The sequence below is a fragment of the Thermodesulforhabdus norvegica genome, assembly GCF_900114975.1.
GTDB classification, from domain to species: domain Bacteria; phylum Desulfobacterota; class Syntrophobacteria; order Syntrophobacterales; family Thermodesulforhabdaceae; genus Thermodesulforhabdus; species Thermodesulforhabdus norvegica.
Window position 1 is genome coordinate 149,927 of the sequence record NZ_FOUU01000002.1, and the last position, 16,737, is coordinate 166,663.

Annotated in this window: 19 protein-coding genes; 5 read left to right on the forward strand and 14 right to left on the reverse strand. The window is 50.4% G+C overall.

Annotated elements, in window-relative coordinates; all coding sequences use genetic code 11:
- Window positions 1-22: 22 nt before the first annotated feature.
- Both queA and BM091_RS04300 read right to left on the reverse strand, forming a co-directional pair.
- Window positions 23-1,132, reverse strand: coding sequence for a tRNA preQ1(34) S-adenosylmethionine ribosyltransferase-isomerase QueA (gene queA, locus BM091_RS04295; protein WP_093393753.1), 1,110 nt, complete (start codon window positions 1,130-1,132; stop codon window positions 23-25).
- A 6-nt stretch (window positions 1,133-1,138) separates the two neighbouring features.
- Window positions 1,139-2,425: an IMP cyclohydrolase gene (locus tag BM091_RS04300; protein WP_093393754.1), complete on the reverse strand. Its 1,287-nt coding sequence runs from the start codon at window positions 2,423-2,425 to the stop codon at window positions 1,139-1,141.
- A gap of 264 nt (window positions 2,426-2,689) precedes the next feature.
- Between BM091_RS04300 and BM091_RS04305 the strand changes: the two genes are divergently transcribed.
- Window positions 2,690-3,757 (forward strand): uroporphyrinogen decarboxylase/cobalamine-independent methonine synthase family protein, encoded by a 1,068-nt coding sequence (locus tag BM091_RS04305; protein ID WP_093393756.1) that lies wholly within the window; start codon window positions 2,690-2,692, stop codon window positions 3,755-3,757.
- Window positions 3,758-3,917: 160 nt separating this feature from the next.
- Window positions 3,918-4,499 (forward strand): AbrB/MazE/SpoVT family DNA-binding domain-containing protein, encoded by a 582-nt coding sequence (locus BM091_RS04310; protein ID WP_093393757.1) that lies wholly within the window; start codon window positions 3,918-3,920, stop codon window positions 4,497-4,499.
- A 454-nt stretch (window positions 4,500-4,953) separates the two neighbouring features.
- Here the strand turns inward: BM091_RS04310 and BM091_RS04315 are convergent, their stop codons facing one another.
- The 9 genes from BM091_RS04315 to BM091_RS13710 all read right to left on the reverse strand — a co-directional run bounded on the left by BM091_RS04315 (window position 4,954) and on the right by BM091_RS13710 (window position 13,032).
- A complete protein-coding gene (locus tag BM091_RS04315) occupies window positions 4,954-5,571 on the reverse strand; it encodes a CDP-alcohol phosphatidyltransferase family protein (protein WP_177193522.1) in 618 nt (205 codons plus the stop codon).
- Between the two features lie 7 nt (window positions 5,572-5,578).
- Window positions 5,579-6,793, reverse strand: coding sequence for a molybdopterin molybdotransferase MoeA (locus BM091_RS04320; protein ID WP_093393760.1), 1,215 nt, complete (start codon window positions 6,791-6,793; stop codon window positions 5,579-5,581).
- Entirely contained in the window at window positions 6,780-7,376 is a 597-nt protein-coding gene (mobA, locus tag BM091_RS04325) for a molybdenum cofactor guanylyltransferase (protein WP_093393762.1), read from the reverse strand. Before mobA ends, BM091_RS04320 begins: the two co-directional genes overlap by 14 nt.
- Window positions 7,376-8,044 carry a molybdopterin-guanine dinucleotide biosynthesis protein B gene (mobB, locus tag BM091_RS04330; RefSeq protein WP_218148808.1) on the reverse strand — a complete coding sequence of 223 codons (669 nt, stop codon included), beginning with the start codon at window positions 8,042-8,044 and terminating at the stop codon, window positions 7,376-7,378. Before mobB ends, mobA begins: the two co-directional genes overlap by 1 nt.
- Before the next feature lie 17 nt (window positions 8,045-8,061).
- Window positions 8,062-9,519: an aldehyde dehydrogenase family protein gene (locus BM091_RS04335; RefSeq protein WP_093393763.1), complete on the reverse strand. Its 1,458-nt coding sequence runs from the start codon at window positions 9,517-9,519 to the stop codon at window positions 8,062-8,064.
- Between the two features lie 54 nt (window positions 9,520-9,573).
- Window positions 9,574-10,431: an amidohydrolase family protein gene (locus BM091_RS04340; RefSeq protein ID WP_245735258.1), complete on the reverse strand. Its 858-nt coding sequence runs from the start codon at window positions 10,429-10,431 to the stop codon at window positions 9,574-9,576.
- A 15-nt stretch (window positions 10,432-10,446) separates the two neighbouring features.
- Window positions 10,447-11,199: a 3-hydroxybutyrate dehydrogenase gene (locus tag BM091_RS04345; RefSeq protein ID WP_093393765.1), complete on the reverse strand. Its 753-nt coding sequence runs from the start codon at window positions 11,197-11,199 to the stop codon at window positions 10,447-10,449.
- 197 nt (window positions 11,200-11,396) lie between these two features.
- Window positions 11,397-12,776, reverse strand: a complete 1,380-nt coding sequence (mgtE, locus tag BM091_RS04350; protein WP_093393766.1) for a magnesium transporter — start codon at window positions 12,774-12,776, stop codon at window positions 11,397-11,399.
- A gap of 67 nt (window positions 12,777-12,843) precedes the next feature.
- The gene (locus tag BM091_RS13710; protein WP_143083096.1) at window positions 12,844-13,032 is read right to left on the reverse strand and encodes a hypothetical protein; all 189 of its coding nucleotides are present in this window, start codon (window positions 13,030-13,032) and stop codon (window positions 12,844-12,846) included.
- Window positions 13,033-13,209: 177 nt separating this feature from the next.
- On the opposite strand from BM091_RS13710, the gene BM091_RS04355 reads away from it, so the two are divergent.
- The 3 genes from BM091_RS04355 to BM091_RS04365 are packed head-to-tail and all read left to right on the forward strand — an operon-like array spanning window position 13,210 to window position 15,091.
- Complete coding sequence (locus BM091_RS04355) at window positions 13,210-13,869, forward strand: MBL fold metallo-hydrolase (protein WP_093393768.1); 660 nt, start codon at window positions 13,210-13,212, stop codon at window positions 13,867-13,869.
- Window positions 13,870-13,874: 5 nt separating this feature from the next.
- Window positions 13,875-14,375 (forward strand): methylated-DNA--[protein]-cysteine S-methyltransferase, encoded by a 501-nt coding sequence (locus tag BM091_RS04360; protein ID WP_093393769.1) that lies wholly within the window; start codon window positions 13,875-13,877, stop codon window positions 14,373-14,375.
- Between the two features lie 8 nt (window positions 14,376-14,383).
- Entirely contained in the window at window positions 14,384-15,091 is a 708-nt protein-coding gene (locus tag BM091_RS04365; RefSeq protein WP_093394265.1) for a YggS family pyridoxal phosphate-dependent enzyme, read from the forward strand.
- Here BM091_RS04365 and rlmB read toward each other — a convergent pair.
- Genes rlmB through BM091_RS04380 form a run of 3 tightly spaced genes read right to left on the reverse strand, consistent with a single transcriptional unit; the run spans window position 15,057 to window position 16,719 of the window.
- Window positions 15,057-15,809: a 23S rRNA (guanosine(2251)-2'-O)-methyltransferase RlmB gene (gene rlmB, locus BM091_RS04370; RefSeq protein ID WP_093393771.1), complete on the reverse strand. Its 753-nt coding sequence runs from the start codon at window positions 15,807-15,809 to the stop codon at window positions 15,057-15,059. The two genes, BM091_RS04365 and rlmB, sit on opposite strands and share 35 nt — an antisense overlap.
- Window positions 15,806-16,417, reverse strand: a complete 612-nt coding sequence (gene gmk / locus BM091_RS04375) for a guanylate kinase (protein WP_093393772.1) — start codon at window positions 16,415-16,417, stop codon at window positions 15,806-15,808. The genes rlmB and gmk overlap by 4 nt, the downstream gene beginning before the upstream one ends.
- Complete coding sequence (locus BM091_RS04380) at window positions 16,414-16,719, reverse strand: DUF370 domain-containing protein (protein ID WP_093393774.1); 306 nt, start codon at window positions 16,717-16,719, stop codon at window positions 16,414-16,416. Before BM091_RS04380 ends, gmk begins: the two co-directional genes overlap by 4 nt.
- Window positions 16,720-16,737: the final 18 nt, after the last annotated feature.

The window sequence follows — 16,737 nt, forward strand, 5'->3', positions numbered from 1 at the left end:
CGGATCGATCACCCCTGGATTTTTAGGTTATCAGCATGGCGTCGCCATAGCTAAAAAAGCGATAGCGCTCTCTTACTGCTTCCCGGTAAGCGGCCAGGATGAAGTCTTTACCTGCAAAAGCCGCAACCAGTAGAAGAAGAGTTGAACGGGGTAAGTGGAAGTTTGTGACCATGGCATCCACAATCTTGAACCGGTAGCCCGGGTAGATGTAGTGATCACACCAGCCCGCATGGGGTTGCAGCTTTCCAAGGTTTGTCATCACCCACTCGAGGGCTCTTACGCAGGTCGTGCCTACGGCGATCACCCTTCCGCCGGAACGCCTTGCTTCTTCGATTGTGTTAACACAGGAATCATCTATTTCGCACCATTCAGAGTGCATTACGTGATGGCGTATGTCTTCTGATCTAACAGGCGCAAAGGTTCCGTAACCCACATGCAGGGTCAGGTAAGCCAGAAAAATTCCTTTATTCCGGAGTTCCTCGAGAAGGTTTTCCGTAAAGTGAAATCCGGCAGTCGGGGCGGCCACGGCGCCGGGCTTCAGGGCATATACGGTTTGATAACGGCTCAGGTCGAGACTCAACAGCTTTTTCCTGTTCGCCTCATTTCTCCGGATGTATGGTGGAAGCGGTACGGAGCCAAACCGTTCTAATACCGAAAGAAGCGGAAGGTCTGTGCGTAATCTGATGTGTGCTTTCCCGGGTTCGGGAACTTCGGCTATCTCTATTTGAATATCTTCGGAAGCGTTTTCCAGGGTAAGTATCATTCCGGGTTTTAACGGTTTAGAGGACCGGGTTATGCACCCATACTCTTTTCCTTTCTGACTTTCCCGGCCTTCAAAGGGGTTTAGTATCAGGAGTTCTACTTTACCGCCGGAGGGCTTCCTTGCCGTAAGCCGTGCCCGGACCACCCTGGTATTGTTTAACACAAGAACGTCACCGGGCCTCAAAAGGTGGACGATCTCGGAAAAGACCCTGTGCTCCCACGTGCGTGATCGTCGATCCAGAACCATAAGTCGAGATTCATCACGGCGGTCTGCCGGCATCTGAGCTATAAGCTCCGGAGGCAGATCATAGTCGTAGTCGTCGAGACGGTACGATATTGCCCGCTCCTCAAGGGTTCTTTGTGTATTCATGGCTTATCAGTGTTTAAAGGCCCTCTGTCCGGTAAATACCATGGCCACATTTGCTTCGTTGCAGGCTTCTATTACTTCCCAGTCTCTGACCGAGCCACCGGGCTGTATCACCGCCGTTATACCTTCTCTGATGCCCACGTCCACTCCGTCCCTGAAAGGAAAGAAGCCGTCCGAAACCATTACGGCCCCATTTAGACCCCCTCGAGCCTCTCTGGTTTCGTCGTCAATTTCCTTCAGAAGCTCTTCGGACTTTTCGCCCTTTCGAACGGCAAGCTCAAGCTCTTTGTAAGACATTTTGTGGCGATCGTAGCACAGGGCGTCGGCATACTTCTGGTAAGCCTTAAAAACGGCAATTTCGGCAACACCCACGCGATCCTGTTCTCCCGTGCCTATGGCTACCGTGCACTCGTCTTTAACGTATAGAACTGAATTGGACGTTACGCCCTGCTCCACGAACCACCCGAACAGGAGGTCTCTGGCTTCCCGTTCTGTCGGTTTGCGCTTGATTTTGTAAACCCTTCCGTTATGTTCCGCCGTGGCGGGAATGAAGTCATCGGGGGTCATTATACGGTTAATTTGAGACTGCTGGACTATTAAACCTCCGTCTATCAGGGATTTAAAATCGATGTAGCGGTATTTGCAATAGTCGGCCAGTCTGTCTATCCTACTTATGCGTATGAGCCTGAGATCCTTCCTTTTTTTGAGAATCTCAAGCGTGCCGTCCTCGAACTCCGGGGCGGCGACTACCTCGAGATAGTGAGCGGAAATCGCTTCTGCCGTTTCTTTATCGATCGGTCTGTTCAGGACCACGCAACCGCCAAAAGCCGCTACGCGGTCCGCACGATAGGCTCTGAGGAATGCCTCGGCAAGAGACCCACCGGATGCAGCCCCACAGGGGTTGTTGTGTTTCAGGATCAGGGCCGTTGGTTTTTCCATGAGAAATTTTAACACGTTAAGACCGTTATCCACATCTGTGAGATTTATTTTCCCGGGGTGCTTTCCGGACTGTAAAAGATCTTCTTCCGTAATTGAGCTCACCAGACCTTTTCCCGGATCGATGTACTGGCAGTCTCCAAGAATCAGGTTTCCTCCTACCAGTTCGTACAATGCCGCCTGCTGATCGGGGTTTTCGCCGTATCTTAGGCCCTGTTCAACGATTTCCCCGGAATCCTGCCTGATCTTCCAGGTCCGTTTTTTGTAAACCAGCTTCTGATTGCCAAAGGTTATGGTTATTTCCTCAGGAAAGTGATCCGATACGATCCTGCGGTACATTTGCCTTAAATCCTGCGTCATAAGCCTTTCCTCCTGCTGTGCCGATTACAGATTTGGCTACCCTGATAAAAATCGACAAATAGTCTTTGCCGAGAGGGCTCAGGAATGTAAAGTCAAAATAAAGGATATTCGATAACTTTTTAAGAGGGGTTATTTCGTATCGGGACGGTGGGGGTGAAATTAGCTATTTATTATAGGGGGTACTCTTTACGAAGCCCCTTTTTGCCTGTACCCTTGCTTCTGGTGCAAACTTTTCGGCTGTGCGAAGAAAAGGAGGATTTGCCCGTGTCAGGTTCGTGGTTACCCCGTGCGGTACCGACAATGGTCGGATCAATGCCTCACAAGGATAGAACCGTCGTGATGGATCTCGTCCTGTCTAACGTAAGGGACATGCCTTTCTGGCCTCAGCTTTCTCCATATCCTGCAGAAAGTATGATGGAGCAATATTTAGAAGGCCTTCCGGGACTGCGGAAGACCGACGGAAGGGTTTTTGTTAACACGGAAGATGAGCTTTTTGAGAAGGAATTGTATGATTTTTATGACGACTGCGTAAGGATTTCCGAGGACCCGCCGTCGATCAAGAAATCGGAAAGATTTGCCTTCGGCCCCGAAACGGGCCGAACTTTTCGTTTTTTTGTGGAAGCACTGAAAAAAAGGCTTCCCGTTAAGGCCGTTAAGGGTCAGGTTGTTGGACCCTTTACACTGTTGAGCGGTCTCAGGGATCATCGTGGAAGGCTCCTGTTATACGATGACCGCATGGTGGACGTCGTTACCCGACATCTGGCCATGAAAGGTTTGTGGCAGCTTTATCAGTTGAAGGAGCTTAGCGACAGGGTAATTATATTTTACGATGAACCCGCTCTGGCGGGGTTCGGTTCTTCGGCTTTCATAAGCATTTCGCATGGTTTCGTGAGCAACCTTATTAACGAGGTTGTGTCGATCTTGAAGCCTGCGGGAGCTCTTATCGGAATCCACGTTTGCGCCAATACCGATTGGTCCCTTCTGTTGAATTCTTCCATTGATATTGTGAATTTTGATGCATATAATTATGGCGAAAAATTTCTTATTTACGGGTCACAGATAGTTTCCTTCCTGGAGCGAGGTGGTCTGGTTGCATGGGGATTGATTCCCACTGACGAAGAAGAAAAGGTCTTTTGTGAGACTTCGAGGGAGTTGTTCGAGCGGGCAATAGCGCTTTTTGGAAAGTTGGGAGCTCCGGATAGGTGGGTGGCGGAGCGTGCTATAATTACTCCCAGTTGTGGGTGCGGCACTTTAAGTGAAAAGGCGGCGGAACGGGTTATTGAGCTTTTAATAGGGACTTCAGATAATATCCGTGATTATTTTGGGTTTTAATTCGTTTTTTTCATATTGACAAATTGGGGGTGCGTTCTTAGGTTATCGCCGCCCCCGGTCTCAAATTGCTTAAAATATCAGGACAGTGTTTCGTATATTGGAACAAAGATGGGGTATTTTGTCCTGAATCGGAAAATAGGCCCATAGGAGGGTTTGGCAGATGGAAGTTGAGTACAAAAACATAGATCCCAAGCTCATTGTCAATGAGATCAGAAATGGCCGATCCATAGAAGCGGTTCAAAAGCTTTTTGGATTGCGCTTTAAAAGTGAGGTTCAGGATCTTTACATGAAGGGATTAATGGAGCTCGGGGAAATTCCGCCTGTGGATTTCGGAAGAAAGAAGGCACAATCGGCAGGTAGCAAACCTTCGGGTGTTCAGGGTTCGTCTCAGCCTCAGGTTCAGGCAAAGACCGCGCAGCAGGGTTTAGCTCATAGAGGCCAGCCGGCTGCTCCTGTGGTTGAATATGTTGAGCACAGGAAGCCGGAACTCTCAATTCCTGCAGAAATGCCTGAAAGAGAGCCCCGGAGTGAAAGGCCTGTGGTTATCCGCAGGCGTGAACGCAAACCCGGAGTTGTTATAAAGACTCAGAATCTGAGAACTATAGGCCAGAGTGGAAGCATCACCTTGAATAAATCGCTTCTTATTGACCAGCTGGGTTTTTCCATAGGGGACGCCTTTGAGATTTATCGTGAGGATGACAGGATAGTGCTACAGAAGATAGATCTTCATGAAGTTCCATAAGGCAGTTTATTTCTTGTTGATACAGTAAAGGATTAGGCAAAACAGGAAATCCCGGCGTTCAGGATGCCCGGTTTTTAACTGAATTTACGCTGTAAGTCCCATTGCGCAAAGGAGGGGATACATAGCGACGCCGTAAGGCGTTGTTGTTGACAGGCATTGCTGCGAGTGTGAACATATTAAAAAAGGGCTCACCCACCTCACGGGTAGTAGGGTCGGAGCGACCCGAACTTACGCCTGTGGAGAGGACACTGGCGGGGTCTCCTCAGATGAGGGGACCGGTCAACCCCCGTTGAAGCAGGAAACCCCTTGCGAGTCTTCTGGGTGGGAGAACTCTCGTCAGATGGCTTAATCCCTAACAGAAGCTCCGTCCGTAAGGGCGGAGTAGTTCACGCGGAGAATCCGGGCTGTGCAAAGAGCCGGAGGGCTATTGAATTCGTGCCGATTTTGAAGGTGTCTACCGTCCCTGGCGTTTCAGGTTTCTGAGAACGTGAAAAAAACGCCACAGGGCGGTCGTGTTGGTACCGATCAGGAAAACCCAGAGTATTGCGAAAACAATGCCCGGATTGGGATAAAAAAGATTAATTATACCCGTGCACCCGAGAAGAATAATCCTTTCGGCTCTCTGGAAGGCACCTACCATGCATTTTTCGCCCAGGCCTTCTGCTCGGGCACGGGTGTAACTTACCATAAGTGATCCGAACAGAATCAGTATTATTAGAAGAGATACCAAGTGTATGTGGTAGTTAATACGGTAAAAGTAAGTCCATATCCCAAGGAAGATCACGAGTTCTGTGTACCGATCAAGCACGGAATCCAGAAAAGCGCCGGCTTTCTTTGTCTGACCCGTGCTTCTTGCAAGAGATCCGTCCAGAGTATCGAAGAGACCGGAAAGAAGTGCAAATACCCCTCCCCAGAAAGGTGAGAAGGCAAAACAGATTCCTGAAATAACACTGCTTATCAGCCCCATGATACTTAGGTGATTGGGGCGAAGCTTCAATTTGACGAGCACCGGTACAAAGGTTTTTTCCAGGAAAGAATAGTAGTGAGTTTCAAGGAAAGAGCCTTTGAGCATAATACCCTCAATCCCATCCTGACATGAGCAAAGTAGCTTCGGTGGTATAACCCGGTACAATGTTCTCTCCGGGTGGAACGATAATGTAAGCATTTACGGATCTGTAGATATTATCGTCTTGAAGACGGAACATAAACTCTCCGTCCTTTCTCTCAACAAACCCCAAAAAACTCAGATAATTACTACCCGGTTCAAAACCGTTGCCATCAGGGGTCAGGGAAACCTCAACCCGTATCCTTGGGGTCAAGACTTCCCGGCGATCATACCATATTTTCGCAATTTCGTTGAGAACTTCGGTAAAAATCACCACACCGCCCATTGCACCCCCCGGCAGGGCAAGCCAGAGCGTGTCGTTAAAAATTCCACATCTGGAAGATTTTCCGGGTTTTATGTTTAAACCCGAAAACAACTCCTTAACATTGAGGGTTTTCCACAGGGCATCTATGTGGTCCTTTGTACCTTTGCCGGTTCCTCCGGTGGTAACGAGAAGATCGATGCACTTCACCGATTTTACCGTCTTTTCGATTTCTTCGGGGCTGTCCCTGACTATCCCGAGATTCAGTACAAAAGCTCCGAAAACCTTCTCGGCGAGGCCTGCAAGAAAGTATTGCCCTCCTGCATACCTTTTTGGACCATCAAGCCTTTCGCCGGGAAGAAGGAGTTCGTCTCCTATGGCCAGAATACCTATTCGAGGCTTCCTGAAAGCCGGTAGCGTTGCCGCACCCGTTTCCGCCAGTATGCAGAGATTGTATGGCGAGATCACCGTTCCCTTCCGTGTAATGATCTGGCCTTTACGGATTAATTGACCTGTCTTTATGATCCCATCCCCGGCAGAAACGGGTGACCTGACGAAAATCCTGCCTTCTCTTTCCGTTACGTCCTCATACCTGACCACGGCGTCGCATCCCGGGGGTATGAGCCCTCCGGTCATTATTTTTGCGCACCTTCCGGGAGCAACTTCAGGTTCTGTGTAAGAGCCCGCTGTTATGGGTTCGCTCTGAACTATCTCAAGGGCTACGGGCCGACTAACCGAAGCGGTGGCAGTGTCTATCGACCCGACGGCAAATCCGTCCCATCTGGACAGAGGAGATGACGGAACGGACAGAGAAGCACGGATCGTCGAACCACAAACTCTTCCCGGAGCTCGATCCAGAGAGACCCACTCCTTTTCGAGCTCCTCTGCAAAACTTTTCACCGTTGACAGGGCTTTATAAAAGTCCACTCCGTCGAAGCTCCAGCAGGTCTTCTCGGGTGTTGATGTTGTAAAAGCTCATCCCCCCTGGATCGACATTTTTCCAGTCTTCTTCCCTTATCTCGCGCACACGAATTTTGGGGAAAAACTCGATAATTCTGCCCCCTCCTGACTCCAGCACTTTTGCTATGTGTTTTAGACAGGTGCGACGGTAAAAAGCGCAAAGAGGTTCGTATCCCCGTCCGGTAACGGGAATAACGGCATCTATCGAGTCGGACAGAGTGCCGAAAAACAGCTCAACCAATGAGCCGTTCAGGAAGGGCATGTCAACGGCTCGAACGAAAATCCACTCGTTGGGGCTGAACAGGAGAGCAGTATATATTCCGGTTAAAGGGCCCGGAACGGGCACGACATCTTTTGTCAGGATGGCAGGAAGGCCCGCATAGTTGAGCAGATCCGATGCGACTATCAACAGGGGGGAAAAGCTTTTACTTAACATACGGAGGCTTCTGTCAATTAGACGCTCACCCCCGATTTCGACCAGTGCCTTATTTTGACCAAAACGGCTACTCTTGCCTCCTGCAAGAATAACCCCCGTAACCTTCTTCTCCATTACTCCTTATCGGTCGCCTCTCTGTTGAGCAGGGTTATCGTTACCTGCATAGGGCTTCCCCACCCCTTAAGGGATTTCAAAAGCCCTTCCACCGTGTTTCCGACGATTGTTTCAACGAAGTCGTTTAACGGAATGTTTTTCCCGTCTGCAACAACCGAAACAAAACGGCGCTTCCTGCTTTTAAGGTATCTGTCTTCAATAAGCCGGGCCAGGCTTTCAACAGAGTCGTAGCCGAAGTGCGGCACCTCGGATTTTTCCGGTGCGCCTCCGTAGGTGGCTATCAGGTGATCTTTGACGCCGCACAAAGGGACAATGTTTTTCTCACGGCTCAGCACTTCAATCTTCGGGAATGGTGAATTCTTATATCCCTCTGCAATCACTATATCTTCTTCCCAGAAGAAGCGTTGCACTATCTCGGATAGGGTCATTTCCTGCGAAACTTCTTTTATCACGGCAACCTTACCTGGAGAAGAGATGACAACGGTGCGCGATCCGGCCTGCCGATGTCGCCAGGTATCTTTTCCTTCGTGGTCTATTGAAAAATCGTGAACATCGTGCTTAACGGTGCCAACCCTGTGGCCTCGCTTCCTGAGTTCCGGTATCAGCTTTTCCATTAAAGTCGTTTTGCCCGTTTTTTTGGCGCCGACAATGCAAACAACGGGTATCACAGCTTACCTCCAGTGCATTAGCGGTGATCTCCATCAAGCTTAAAGTACAGGGTTTTCAACTCTGTAAAGGCTTCAATGCCGTGAAGAGACTTCTCCCGACCTATGCCGCTCTGTTTGAATCCTCCGAAGGGTGCATCAAATCTGGCCTGATGGATTCGGTTAACCCAGATGCTACCTGCCTCGATGTTACGCGACCACCTTAGTGCGCGGCGGTAGTCTTCTGTAAAGATGTAAGCGGCAAGCCCAAAAATGGTATCGTTTGCCAGCTCAAGAGCCTCATCGTCGTCGGAGAAGGGTATGATAAAAGCAACGGGCCCGAAGTACTCCTGAAAACCGATTCTGGCCGAAGTCGGGACATTTCGAAAGACCACAGGCCTGACGAAGTAGCCCCCTGAAGGCGTTTCTTCGGGAACTTCGCCTAAGAGCATTTCACCTCCGTGTTCCAGGACCGAAAGAATCTGTCTGCGGAAGTTTTCGTAGATTTTCAGGTTATTGAGAGGTCCCAGCTGGGTTTCTTCCGATTTGGGGTTGCCCACCCTGAGGTTCCTGGTCTTTTCGACAAAACGGGCCGTAAAGGATTCGTAGATGGATTTGTGCACGATAATTCTCGTAATTCGATAACAGTATTGACCCGTGTTTTTAAAAGTTTGTTGGGTTATTGAATCGAGATGTCTTTCCCATGATGCATCTGAAGCTATGATGGCAGGGCAGTTACCTCCGAGTTCCAGAATCACTCTTTTTATGTAGGCCGAGCATTCCGCATATATTTCCTTGCCCACCTTCGTGCTGCCCGTAAAGGAAATTAACCGTACCGATGGATGACGAACCAGAAGCCGTCCGGCTTCCTCTCCGGGCCCGCACAGGACGTTTATAACCCCAGGAGGTATCCCCGCATCCAGTGCGAGTTTGGCTGCCATTAAAGAGGAAAGAGGCGTGTGCTCATCGGGTTTTACGATAGCCGTACATCCTGCCATCAAAGCAGGCCCGACCTTTACCGCCAGTGTGCTTAAAGGATAGTTGTAGGGGGTAATGATTCCGCAGATACCTACGGGTTCTCGAATTACGATAAATCCGCTATCCGAATATCTTGCGGAAATTCTGATTCCTTCAGTGGCGCAGTAATCCAGAAAATCGGCGGCACTTACAACCTCGGATCGGGCGGATCGAATGGGTTTACCCACTTCCAACGAAAGTACTTCTGATAACCTTTCGGCATTCCTCTTCAGCAGCTCTGCCCATTTTTTGATCAGTTCGGATCGTTTTTCGGGGGACAGCATCCGCCAGTTTGCGAAGGCCTGAGCGGAAGAGCAGACGGCCTGGTTTACTTCTTCCTCAGAAGCCGTATGAACTCTGGCAATAACAGCCCTTTCGGCAGGATCCTCCACGCTCCAGAAACGATGCGTTACCACCTCTCGACCGTGAATCCAGCAACCTGTAATGAGAGATTCCCTGTCCATGGGGTTCCGTCTTTTCATCTCCAGGAAGTTCCTTTTGCGTCCAGTGACTATGACACACCGGTTCTGATCCTGTCAACCGGAGTGGGCTCTGTAAAAATCAAGGATTCTCAGGGCGTTCCCTCCCGAAATTGCCCTTACCCGGTCTTCCGGAATGCCCGATTCTTGCATTTCCTTGATGTATCTTTCAGGGGGAAGTAAAGGATAGTCGGTTCCGAGAAGTATTTTGTTTGCACCCAGGATCTCGGCCGCAATGGAATAGATACGGCTGTCGTACAGAAAAGGGGATGCGGCGGTATCGTAGTAAACGTTTTTTAGAATGTCTTTCGCTTCTTTTTTTAAGAGCTCGAAGAAAAAGAGCCCCCCTCCCCAGTGGGCGAGTATCACCGGGATTTCCGGAAGGGCTTTTACCACTTCGTAGTAAAATTGAAGCCCCTGTGGGGCCTTACCCGGGTATTTGTGTCCCACCGGTTCGTTGGCATGTATGAGCAAGAACCCCCCGTGCCTTCTGGTAACTTCTCCGATGTCTCTGTATCGTTCGATCAGGGCATCGGCGTCGCAATTTCCGTAAACTGCCAGTTCTCCGGCTCCTCTGGCACCGGCCTTCAGACACCTTTCGACTTCCTGCGTAGCGTAATCACGGGCAGGATTCACGCAGACAAGGGGAATTAATCTATGGGGATATTTCGAGGCGCTTTCCAGAATGTAATCGTTGTGACGCCTTGCAAGCTCTTTATCGACCCAGGGAAAACCAAAGACGAAGGACATGTCCACCCCATGCTCGTCCATAGCCTGCACCAGTTCTTCCGAGGTTACCATTCGTGCCCTGGGATGACCATAAAGGGTTTTAAAGGCCCACTCGTTTTCCATGTATTTTTCACGATAACGGCATACTTCCGGTGGAAATGCGTGGGTATGTACATCTATGATCATCGGCGGCAGTCCTCCTTACCTGGCGGTCCACCCAAGGTCGATTACCTGGGTGCTTCCCGTTATTGCCGAGGCGGCTTCAGAGGCGAGAAACAGAGCATAGGAGGCTATCTCGTCGGGCTCAATAAGGCGTTTTATCGCCGCCTGGGCAAGCATTACCTTTTCTATGACCTCCTTTTCGGGAATTCCAAGCGTGCGGGATTGATCGGCTATCTGGTTTTCCACGAGAGGCGTTCTTACGTAGGCCGGACATATTGCATTTACTGTGATTCCGAATTCCGCTACTTCCAGAGCAACCGTCTTTGTCAGGCCGATCAGGCCGTGCTTTGCGCTGATGTAGGCCGATTTAAAAGGGCTGGCTACAAGGCCGTGAATGCTTGCGATGTTTATTATTCTTCCCCATCTGAGCCGCTTCATTGCGGGGACTAGTTCACGGATCAATATAAAAGGAGCCGTTAGCATTACCTGTAGCATCTTTTGCCAGGTTTCTATGGGAAAATCTTCTACGGGATCTATGTGTTGAAAGCCGGCATTGTTGATGAGAATGTGAACGGGTCCTCCGGCCAGAGCCTGCCGGGCAAGTGAGATGACCTCCCCGGTTACGGAAAGGTCGGCTTTTATAAACTCACCGCCTATCTCATCTGCTACGGAAGATGCATCGCTTCTGAGATCGTTCACAATGACCTTAGCCCCCTTTTCTGCAAAGGCCCTGGCTACTGCTTCTCCTATGCCGCTTCCGGCTCCGGTAACAAGTACCCGCTTACCCTGCATGGATACCTCCTTTTAGATGTTAAAGTAAGATAGCGTCTTAATGTAGCCAAATGGAAAGGATATGAAAACCCGCTCGGCAGGTTATTTTTCGCGGGAAGCTCTATAGCGTTCAAAACCCGGCCGGTACGTTTAGCGATTCGGGGTTTTTGAGCATTACTGCGTGGGGTAACCCGTTGAGGTTACCCCTGTTTTCAGCTTCAGAGGTTCAGGATAATTTTTGCCGACGAAAAGTATATAAGCATTCCCAGAATGTCCATCAGTGTTGCGAGTGTCGGGCCTGCAACGAATGCCGGATCGAGTTTTAAAGCCGATGCGGCCAGGGGGAGCGAGGCTCCAAGGAAAGTTGCCAGGAGAACCTGAAGGGAAAAAGCAAGAGCTATGGCAAAGCCCACTTTTGATGCAGAAAGGCCTGCAGGGATTTGGCCGTACTGGGCAAACAGACTGACCTTTAGCCACAGAAGCAGGCCCAAAAGGAGGCCGATGAGAAGTCCCACCTGTAGTTCTTTAAAGATCACTTTAAAAAAGTTCCTTGCCGATACTTCTCCAAGCGCCAGGGCTCTTATTACGAGTGCCGCGGTCTGACTCCCGGTGTTTCCACCTGTTGCGGCCATCATGGGAAGGTACATGGCCAGGATTATAAGGCTGGAAAGGGTTTCTTCAAAGCTGTGAATAATGAAACCGGAAATAAGTTCCAGGCCGGCGAGCCCTATAACCCAGGGGGCGCGATAGCGGAAGTAATGCCACACGGGGGTTTTCATGTAAACCCCGGCTTCGTGAGGACCGCCGATTGCCGTGAATTTTTCCAAGTCTTCGGTATGTTCCTGGGTAATGATGTCGGCCGCGTCGTCGTGGGTGATTATTCCAACCAGAACGTTATCGCCGTTTACTATTGGCAGGGCTATCAGGTCGTAGCGCTGGATCATCCTGGCCACGTCTTCCTGGTCGTCCGTTACGCGGGCGTAAATTACGTCCCGGTACATTATGTCTTTAACGAGCTTGTGCGGTGGGGCGAGGATTAAATCCTTAAGCGAAACGAGCCCGATAAGACGCCGTTTCTCATCGACCACATAGGCATAATAAACGGTTTCCCTGTCGGGAGCCTCCAGACGGATGCGTTCAATGGCCTCTCGTACGGTGATGTCGGGAGGCAGAGCAACATAGTCGGAGGTCATTACGGAGCCGGCCGTTCCTTCCGGGTAAGAAGCCAGCTTGCGAATGTCTTCACGCTCGGCCTTTGCAAGTGCCGGAAGAATTAAGTCCTGTTTTTCCGGCGGGATCTTTTTGAAAAGGTCCACTCGATCATCGGGGGGCATATCAGAGATTAGCTGGGCAAGTTCGTCTCTCGTAAGAGATTCGGCCACCTCCAGCTGAACGTCTTCGTCGAGATTGCTGAAAATTTCGGCCCGGAGGTTCGGCTCCAGCACTCTCAGGACTTCCCATATGTCATGAGGCGGCAGGGTTGAAAGATAATCCGCAACGGCCATGGGATGCATGAACTTGCAGAAGTCCTGAAGCGTGGAGATATCGTGTCTCTGAATGAGCTCTCTTAATTCTGGTGCAACGAGCGGTGTCTTCATGGGAGTTCACCTCCTTTCCGCAGCCGCTCTCGTACGAGATGCGGCCGGAGGTGAACCCTTGTGGAGGCTATATCAGAGGGGGTTCACGGCGCCCGCCGCATCTCGCATCCCGGGCGGTGCCATATAGCTCTTCCGTTCTGACGAAACGGGTTCCATATACGGACCCGTTACATTCTCCATTCGCTACGAGGGATACGCCTCTTAGTTGCGTATCCGGGATTACATCACACAAACTGCTACTGTCAGAGTCGTTCATTCTCTCCATACTCCGATCTCTAACAAAGCCCTTACCGTTACACTCAGGAGTTCTGCCGGGAACCCCTGAAAAGAAAACCCGATTAAACATACTCCCCGGCGGCAAATGGTCAAGGAATTTTTGTTGAGCTACATTAAAAAATTGATATTCTACCTATGGTGCAAAAGGAGGTTTACAATGGCCGTAGAAATCCTTCAAATTCCTGCAGGTGAGATGGAGGTTTTCTGTTACCTTGTTTGGGATCCGGCAACTCTGGAAGGGGTGATTATCGACCCTGCCGGTGATGCAGATAAACTTCTGGAACTGGTTAAATCAAAGGGAATCACTTTGAAGTATATTATAAACACTCATGCCCACTCCGATCATACCGTTGCAAACGAAGTCATCAGGTCGAAAACGGGAGCACCCATTGTGATGCACGCCCTTGACGACGATTTCTGCAGAGATCCCGAAAACGTTGCCTGGAACCGCAAACTCGGTTTTGATCCACCTGCTCCTGCTGATATTCGAGTCGAAGACGGAGAGGAACTCTATATCGGTGAAGTACCGGTCAAATTTATTCACACTCCGGGGCACACTCCCGGGGCCTGTTGTATTCTGATTGAAGGGAATCTTTTTACGGGGGACACGCTTTTCGTAGGCGCCGTAGGGCGTACGGATATTCCCGGGGGATCTTTCGAAACACTCCTGCAATCCATCAAGGAAAAGATACTCACGCTTCCGCCTGAGACGATAATCTGGCCCGGCCACGACTACGGCGACAGTCCCAGTTCGACGGTGGCAAGGGAAATGGAAACCAATCCCTACATAACCGATTTTATTCTGGCCGAAGAGTAGCCGTCATGAGCAATTCCGAACTGTGCACCCTTTATCTGAAAAGCCCCATGGGATTTTTAAAGGTGGTGGTAAGCGAAAGTGAGATTTTCAGCATTCAGTGGACCGAAAAACCCCAGGAGACCCGATTCGAACTTCCTGACCGTTTTGAGGGGCTGTTTAACGGGATAAGGTCCCAATTCGAGGAGTACTGGTCGGGAAGCCGCAGGGTTTTCAGCCTTCCTTGCAACTTCCATTGGGCCTCGCCTTTTTTACGAGATGTATGGCAGGCCCTTATGAGAATTCCCTATGGAACTACCTGTACCTACGGCGATGTGGCACGCTCTGTGGGACGACCCGGGGCAGCACGTGCAGTGGGTACCGCCTGTGCCCGCAATCCTTTTGTTATAGTTGTTCCCTGCCACCGTGTGGTTCGCCATGACGGATCCATAGGAAATTACTCGGCTCCGGGTGGCAGCAACCTGAAGGAGGCTCTGATAAACTTCGAAAGGTCGAATGTAAGGGAGTGATGTCCGTGATGGGCGGTATCAAGGAAAATCTCCGGCTGGTGAGGGAAAGAGTGGCAAGGGCCTGCGAGCGATCGAATCGATCTCCCGATGAAATCGTCATTATCGGCGTAACCAAAACCTTTGATGCATCTGTCGTAAAAGAGGCAGTCGAAGCGGGAATAACCCACATCGGCGAAAATTACGTTCAGGAGGCAAGGTCGAAAAAAGAAATCCTTGGGAATATTCCCGTTACGTGGCACATGATAGGGCATCTTCAGTCCAACAAGGCCAAACAGGCGGTGCAGATCTTCGACTGGATTCATACCCTGGACAGATTGAGCCTGGCGGAAAAGTTAAACCGGCTTGTTTCGCAACAAAAGGATAAGCCTCTGCCGGTGCTTCTTCAGGTAAAGGTCGGGCAGGAAGATACCAAAAGCGGGATAGCCCCCGACGAGCTGTTTCGGCTCTACGATGAGGTGTCTCAGATGGAGGGTCTTCAGATACGAGGGCTTATGACCATTCCTCCTTATTTTGAAAACCCGGAAGATGTTCGTCCGTACTTCAGGCAGCTTGCGGATCTTCTTAAAAGGCTCAAAGACAGATCCGATAGGCCCGAGCTACTTACCGAGCTTTCCATGGGCATGAGCCACGACTTCGAAGTGGCCATTGAAGAAGGGGCTACCATGATCCGTGTGGGTACCGCTATTTTTGGAGAACGCCCGTCCTGCCGGAGATGAGCCTTTGTCTTCGAAGCTCTGCACAGGCCACGGCCGCCGAAACGGCGGCGTTTAAAGACTCCATGGGACCACCCCGGGGTATGGTCGCAAGAGTGTCACAGCTTTCTCTGGTTTTTCGTCTGAGCCCTGAGTGTTCGTTTCCGATAACGAAGGCCACACCCACCGTGAGGTCAAGATCGTATATTGAACATTCGGTATGGGCATCCAGTCCTATTACCAGGATTTCTTTTTCTTTCAGAGCAGTAACGGCTCTGGAAAGGTTTTTTACGCGAATAACGGGGACTCTGCCCAGAGCCCCTGCGGCGACTTTTGCAACGGCAGGGGTGACGGAAACGGATCGGTATTCGGGCAGGACGATTCCGTTTATGCCGAAAAAAGCGGCGCTTCGCAGTATGGATCCGAAGTTCTGAGGATCCTGTATGCAGTCCAGGATAAGCAATCCGGGTTTTTCAGGAACCCTTTCCAGGAAGTCGTCCAGATCGGTATAGTGGAAAGACTCAAGACGTGCTGCCACTCCCTGATGATTCTTATAACCTGTGATTTTGTGAAGTGATTGTGGAGATACCTTCTTTACGGGAATGTTCAGCCGCCGTGAATCTTCAACAATAGCTTCTATGACGGAACCTTCCCGGGCAACTAAGACTTCGACTACGGCCTCGGGGTTTAGTTTTAAAGCTTCCTCAACGGGATGAATGCCCGAGATCCACAGGTACTTCATGGGTTGCGCCCCATGAGATTGTAAATCAGACCGTAACTTTTAATCGTCCGGGATCGAGCAGATTCTATAACGGCCATAATGGTAGAAGCAGCCCTGTTTACGTCATCGTTTACAACCAGGTAATCAAACCAGAAAGCTTCGGCTACTTCTGAGCGGGCGGTCGTAAGTCGCCGGGCGATTGCGTCCGGCGGCTCGGTTCGCCTTTCGGTAAGCCTCCGTTCCAGCTCTTCCCAGGAAGGAGGGAGGATGAAAATCGTAACCGCATCAGGCACCAGGCACTTCACCTGACGTGCTCCCTGCACGTCAATGTCAAGCATCACGTCGTAACCTTCATCGAGCCACTTCTTTACTATGGTGCCGTCAGTCCCGTAGTAGTGGTCGTGAACCCTTGCCCATTCCAGAAATTCGCCCTTTTCTACCTTACGAAAGAATTCCTCTTCGGTAAGAAAGAAATAATGTACCCCGTGAATCTCGCCCGGCCTTGGAGGTCTGGTGGTTGAAGATACGGAGAATTTAAGCCGGGGTATCCTGGCACACACTATCTCCATGAGTGTCGTCTTGCCACATCCCGACGGAGCAGAGATTACGAATAGGCTCGCCTTTCTCATGACTCCTGCTCCGGGTTATCGGCAAAAAGCACCGTTGAAGAAGACTCTCGAGAACTCTGGTCTATTGAGGCGAGCCTCTGAGCCAGTGTCTCCGCCTGCACGCCTGAAAGTATTACGTGGTTGCTGTCGGTAATGATGATGGAACGCGTCTTCCTTCCCATCGTGGCATCGATGAGTCGATTTGCCTTTCGGGCATCTTCCTTCAATCGCTTCATGGGTGCAGAAGAAGGAGAAACAATGGCCACAATTCTGTTGGCAACGACCGAGTTCCCGAATCCTATGTTTACTACCTTTATTTGCATTCGGACTTTCCTGATCAC

What these genes read in the sequence shown, in the direction of transcription:
- BM091_RS04355 (WP_093393768.1), top strand. Translation starts at nt 13,210, where the DNA reads ATGGCCGTAGAAATCCTTCAAATTCCTGCAGGTGAGATGGAGGTTTTC.
- gmk (WP_093393772.1), bottom strand. Translation starts at nt 16,417, where the DNA reads ATGAGAAAGGCGAGCCTATTCGTAATCTCTGCTCCGTCGGGATGTGGC.
- mobA (WP_093393762.1), bottom strand. Translation starts at nt 7,376, where the DNA reads ATGGAGAAGAAGGTTACGGGGGTTATTCTTGCAGGAGGCAAGAGTAGC.
- BM091_RS04380 (WP_093393774.1), bottom strand. Translation starts at nt 16,719, where the DNA reads ATGCAAATAAAGGTAGTAAACATAGGATTCGGGAACTCGGTCGTTGCC.
- BM091_RS04345 (WP_093393765.1), bottom strand. Translation starts at nt 11,199, where the DNA reads ATGCAGGGTAAGCGGGTACTTGTTACCGGAGCCGGAAGCGGCATAGGA.
- queA (WP_093393753.1), bottom strand. Translation starts at nt 1,132, where the DNA reads ATGAATACACAAAGAACCCTTGAGGAGCGGGCAATATCGTACCGTCTC.
- BM091_RS04335 (WP_093393763.1), bottom strand. Translation starts at nt 9,519, where the DNA reads ATGAAAAGACGGAACCCCATGGACAGGGAATCTCTCATTACAGGTTGC.
- BM091_RS04360 (WP_093393769.1), top strand. Translation starts at nt 13,875, where the DNA reads ATGAGCAATTCCGAACTGTGCACCCTTTATCTGAAAAGCCCCATGGGA.
- BM091_RS04365 (WP_093394265.1), top strand. Translation starts at nt 14,384, where the DNA reads ATGGGCGGTATCAAGGAAAATCTCCGGCTGGTGAGGGAAAGAGTGGCA.
- BM091_RS04340 (WP_245735258.1), bottom strand. Translation starts at nt 10,431, where the DNA reads ATGATCATAGATGTACATACCCACGCATTTCCACCGGAAGTATGCCGT.
- mgtE (WP_093393766.1), bottom strand. Translation starts at nt 12,776, where the DNA reads ATGAAGACACCGCTCGTTGCACCAGAATTAAGAGAGCTCATTCAGAGA.
- BM091_RS04310 (WP_093393757.1), top strand. Translation starts at nt 3,918, where the DNA reads ATGGAAGTTGAGTACAAAAACATAGATCCCAAGCTCATTGTCAATGAG.
- BM091_RS13710 (WP_143083096.1), bottom strand. Translation starts at nt 13,032, where the DNA reads ATGAACGACTCTGACAGTAGCAGTTTGTGTGATGTAATCCCGGATACG.
- BM091_RS04300 (WP_093393754.1), bottom strand. Translation starts at nt 2,425, where the DNA reads ATGACGCAGGATTTAAGGCAAATGTACCGCAGGATCGTATCGGATCAC.
- BM091_RS04315 (WP_177193522.1), bottom strand. Translation starts at nt 5,571, where the DNA reads ATGCTCAAAGGCTCTTTCCTTGAAACTCACTACTATTCTTTCCTGGAA.
- rlmB (WP_093393771.1), bottom strand. Translation starts at nt 15,809, where the DNA reads ATGAAGTACCTGTGGATCTCGGGCATTCATCCCGTTGAGGAAGCTTTA.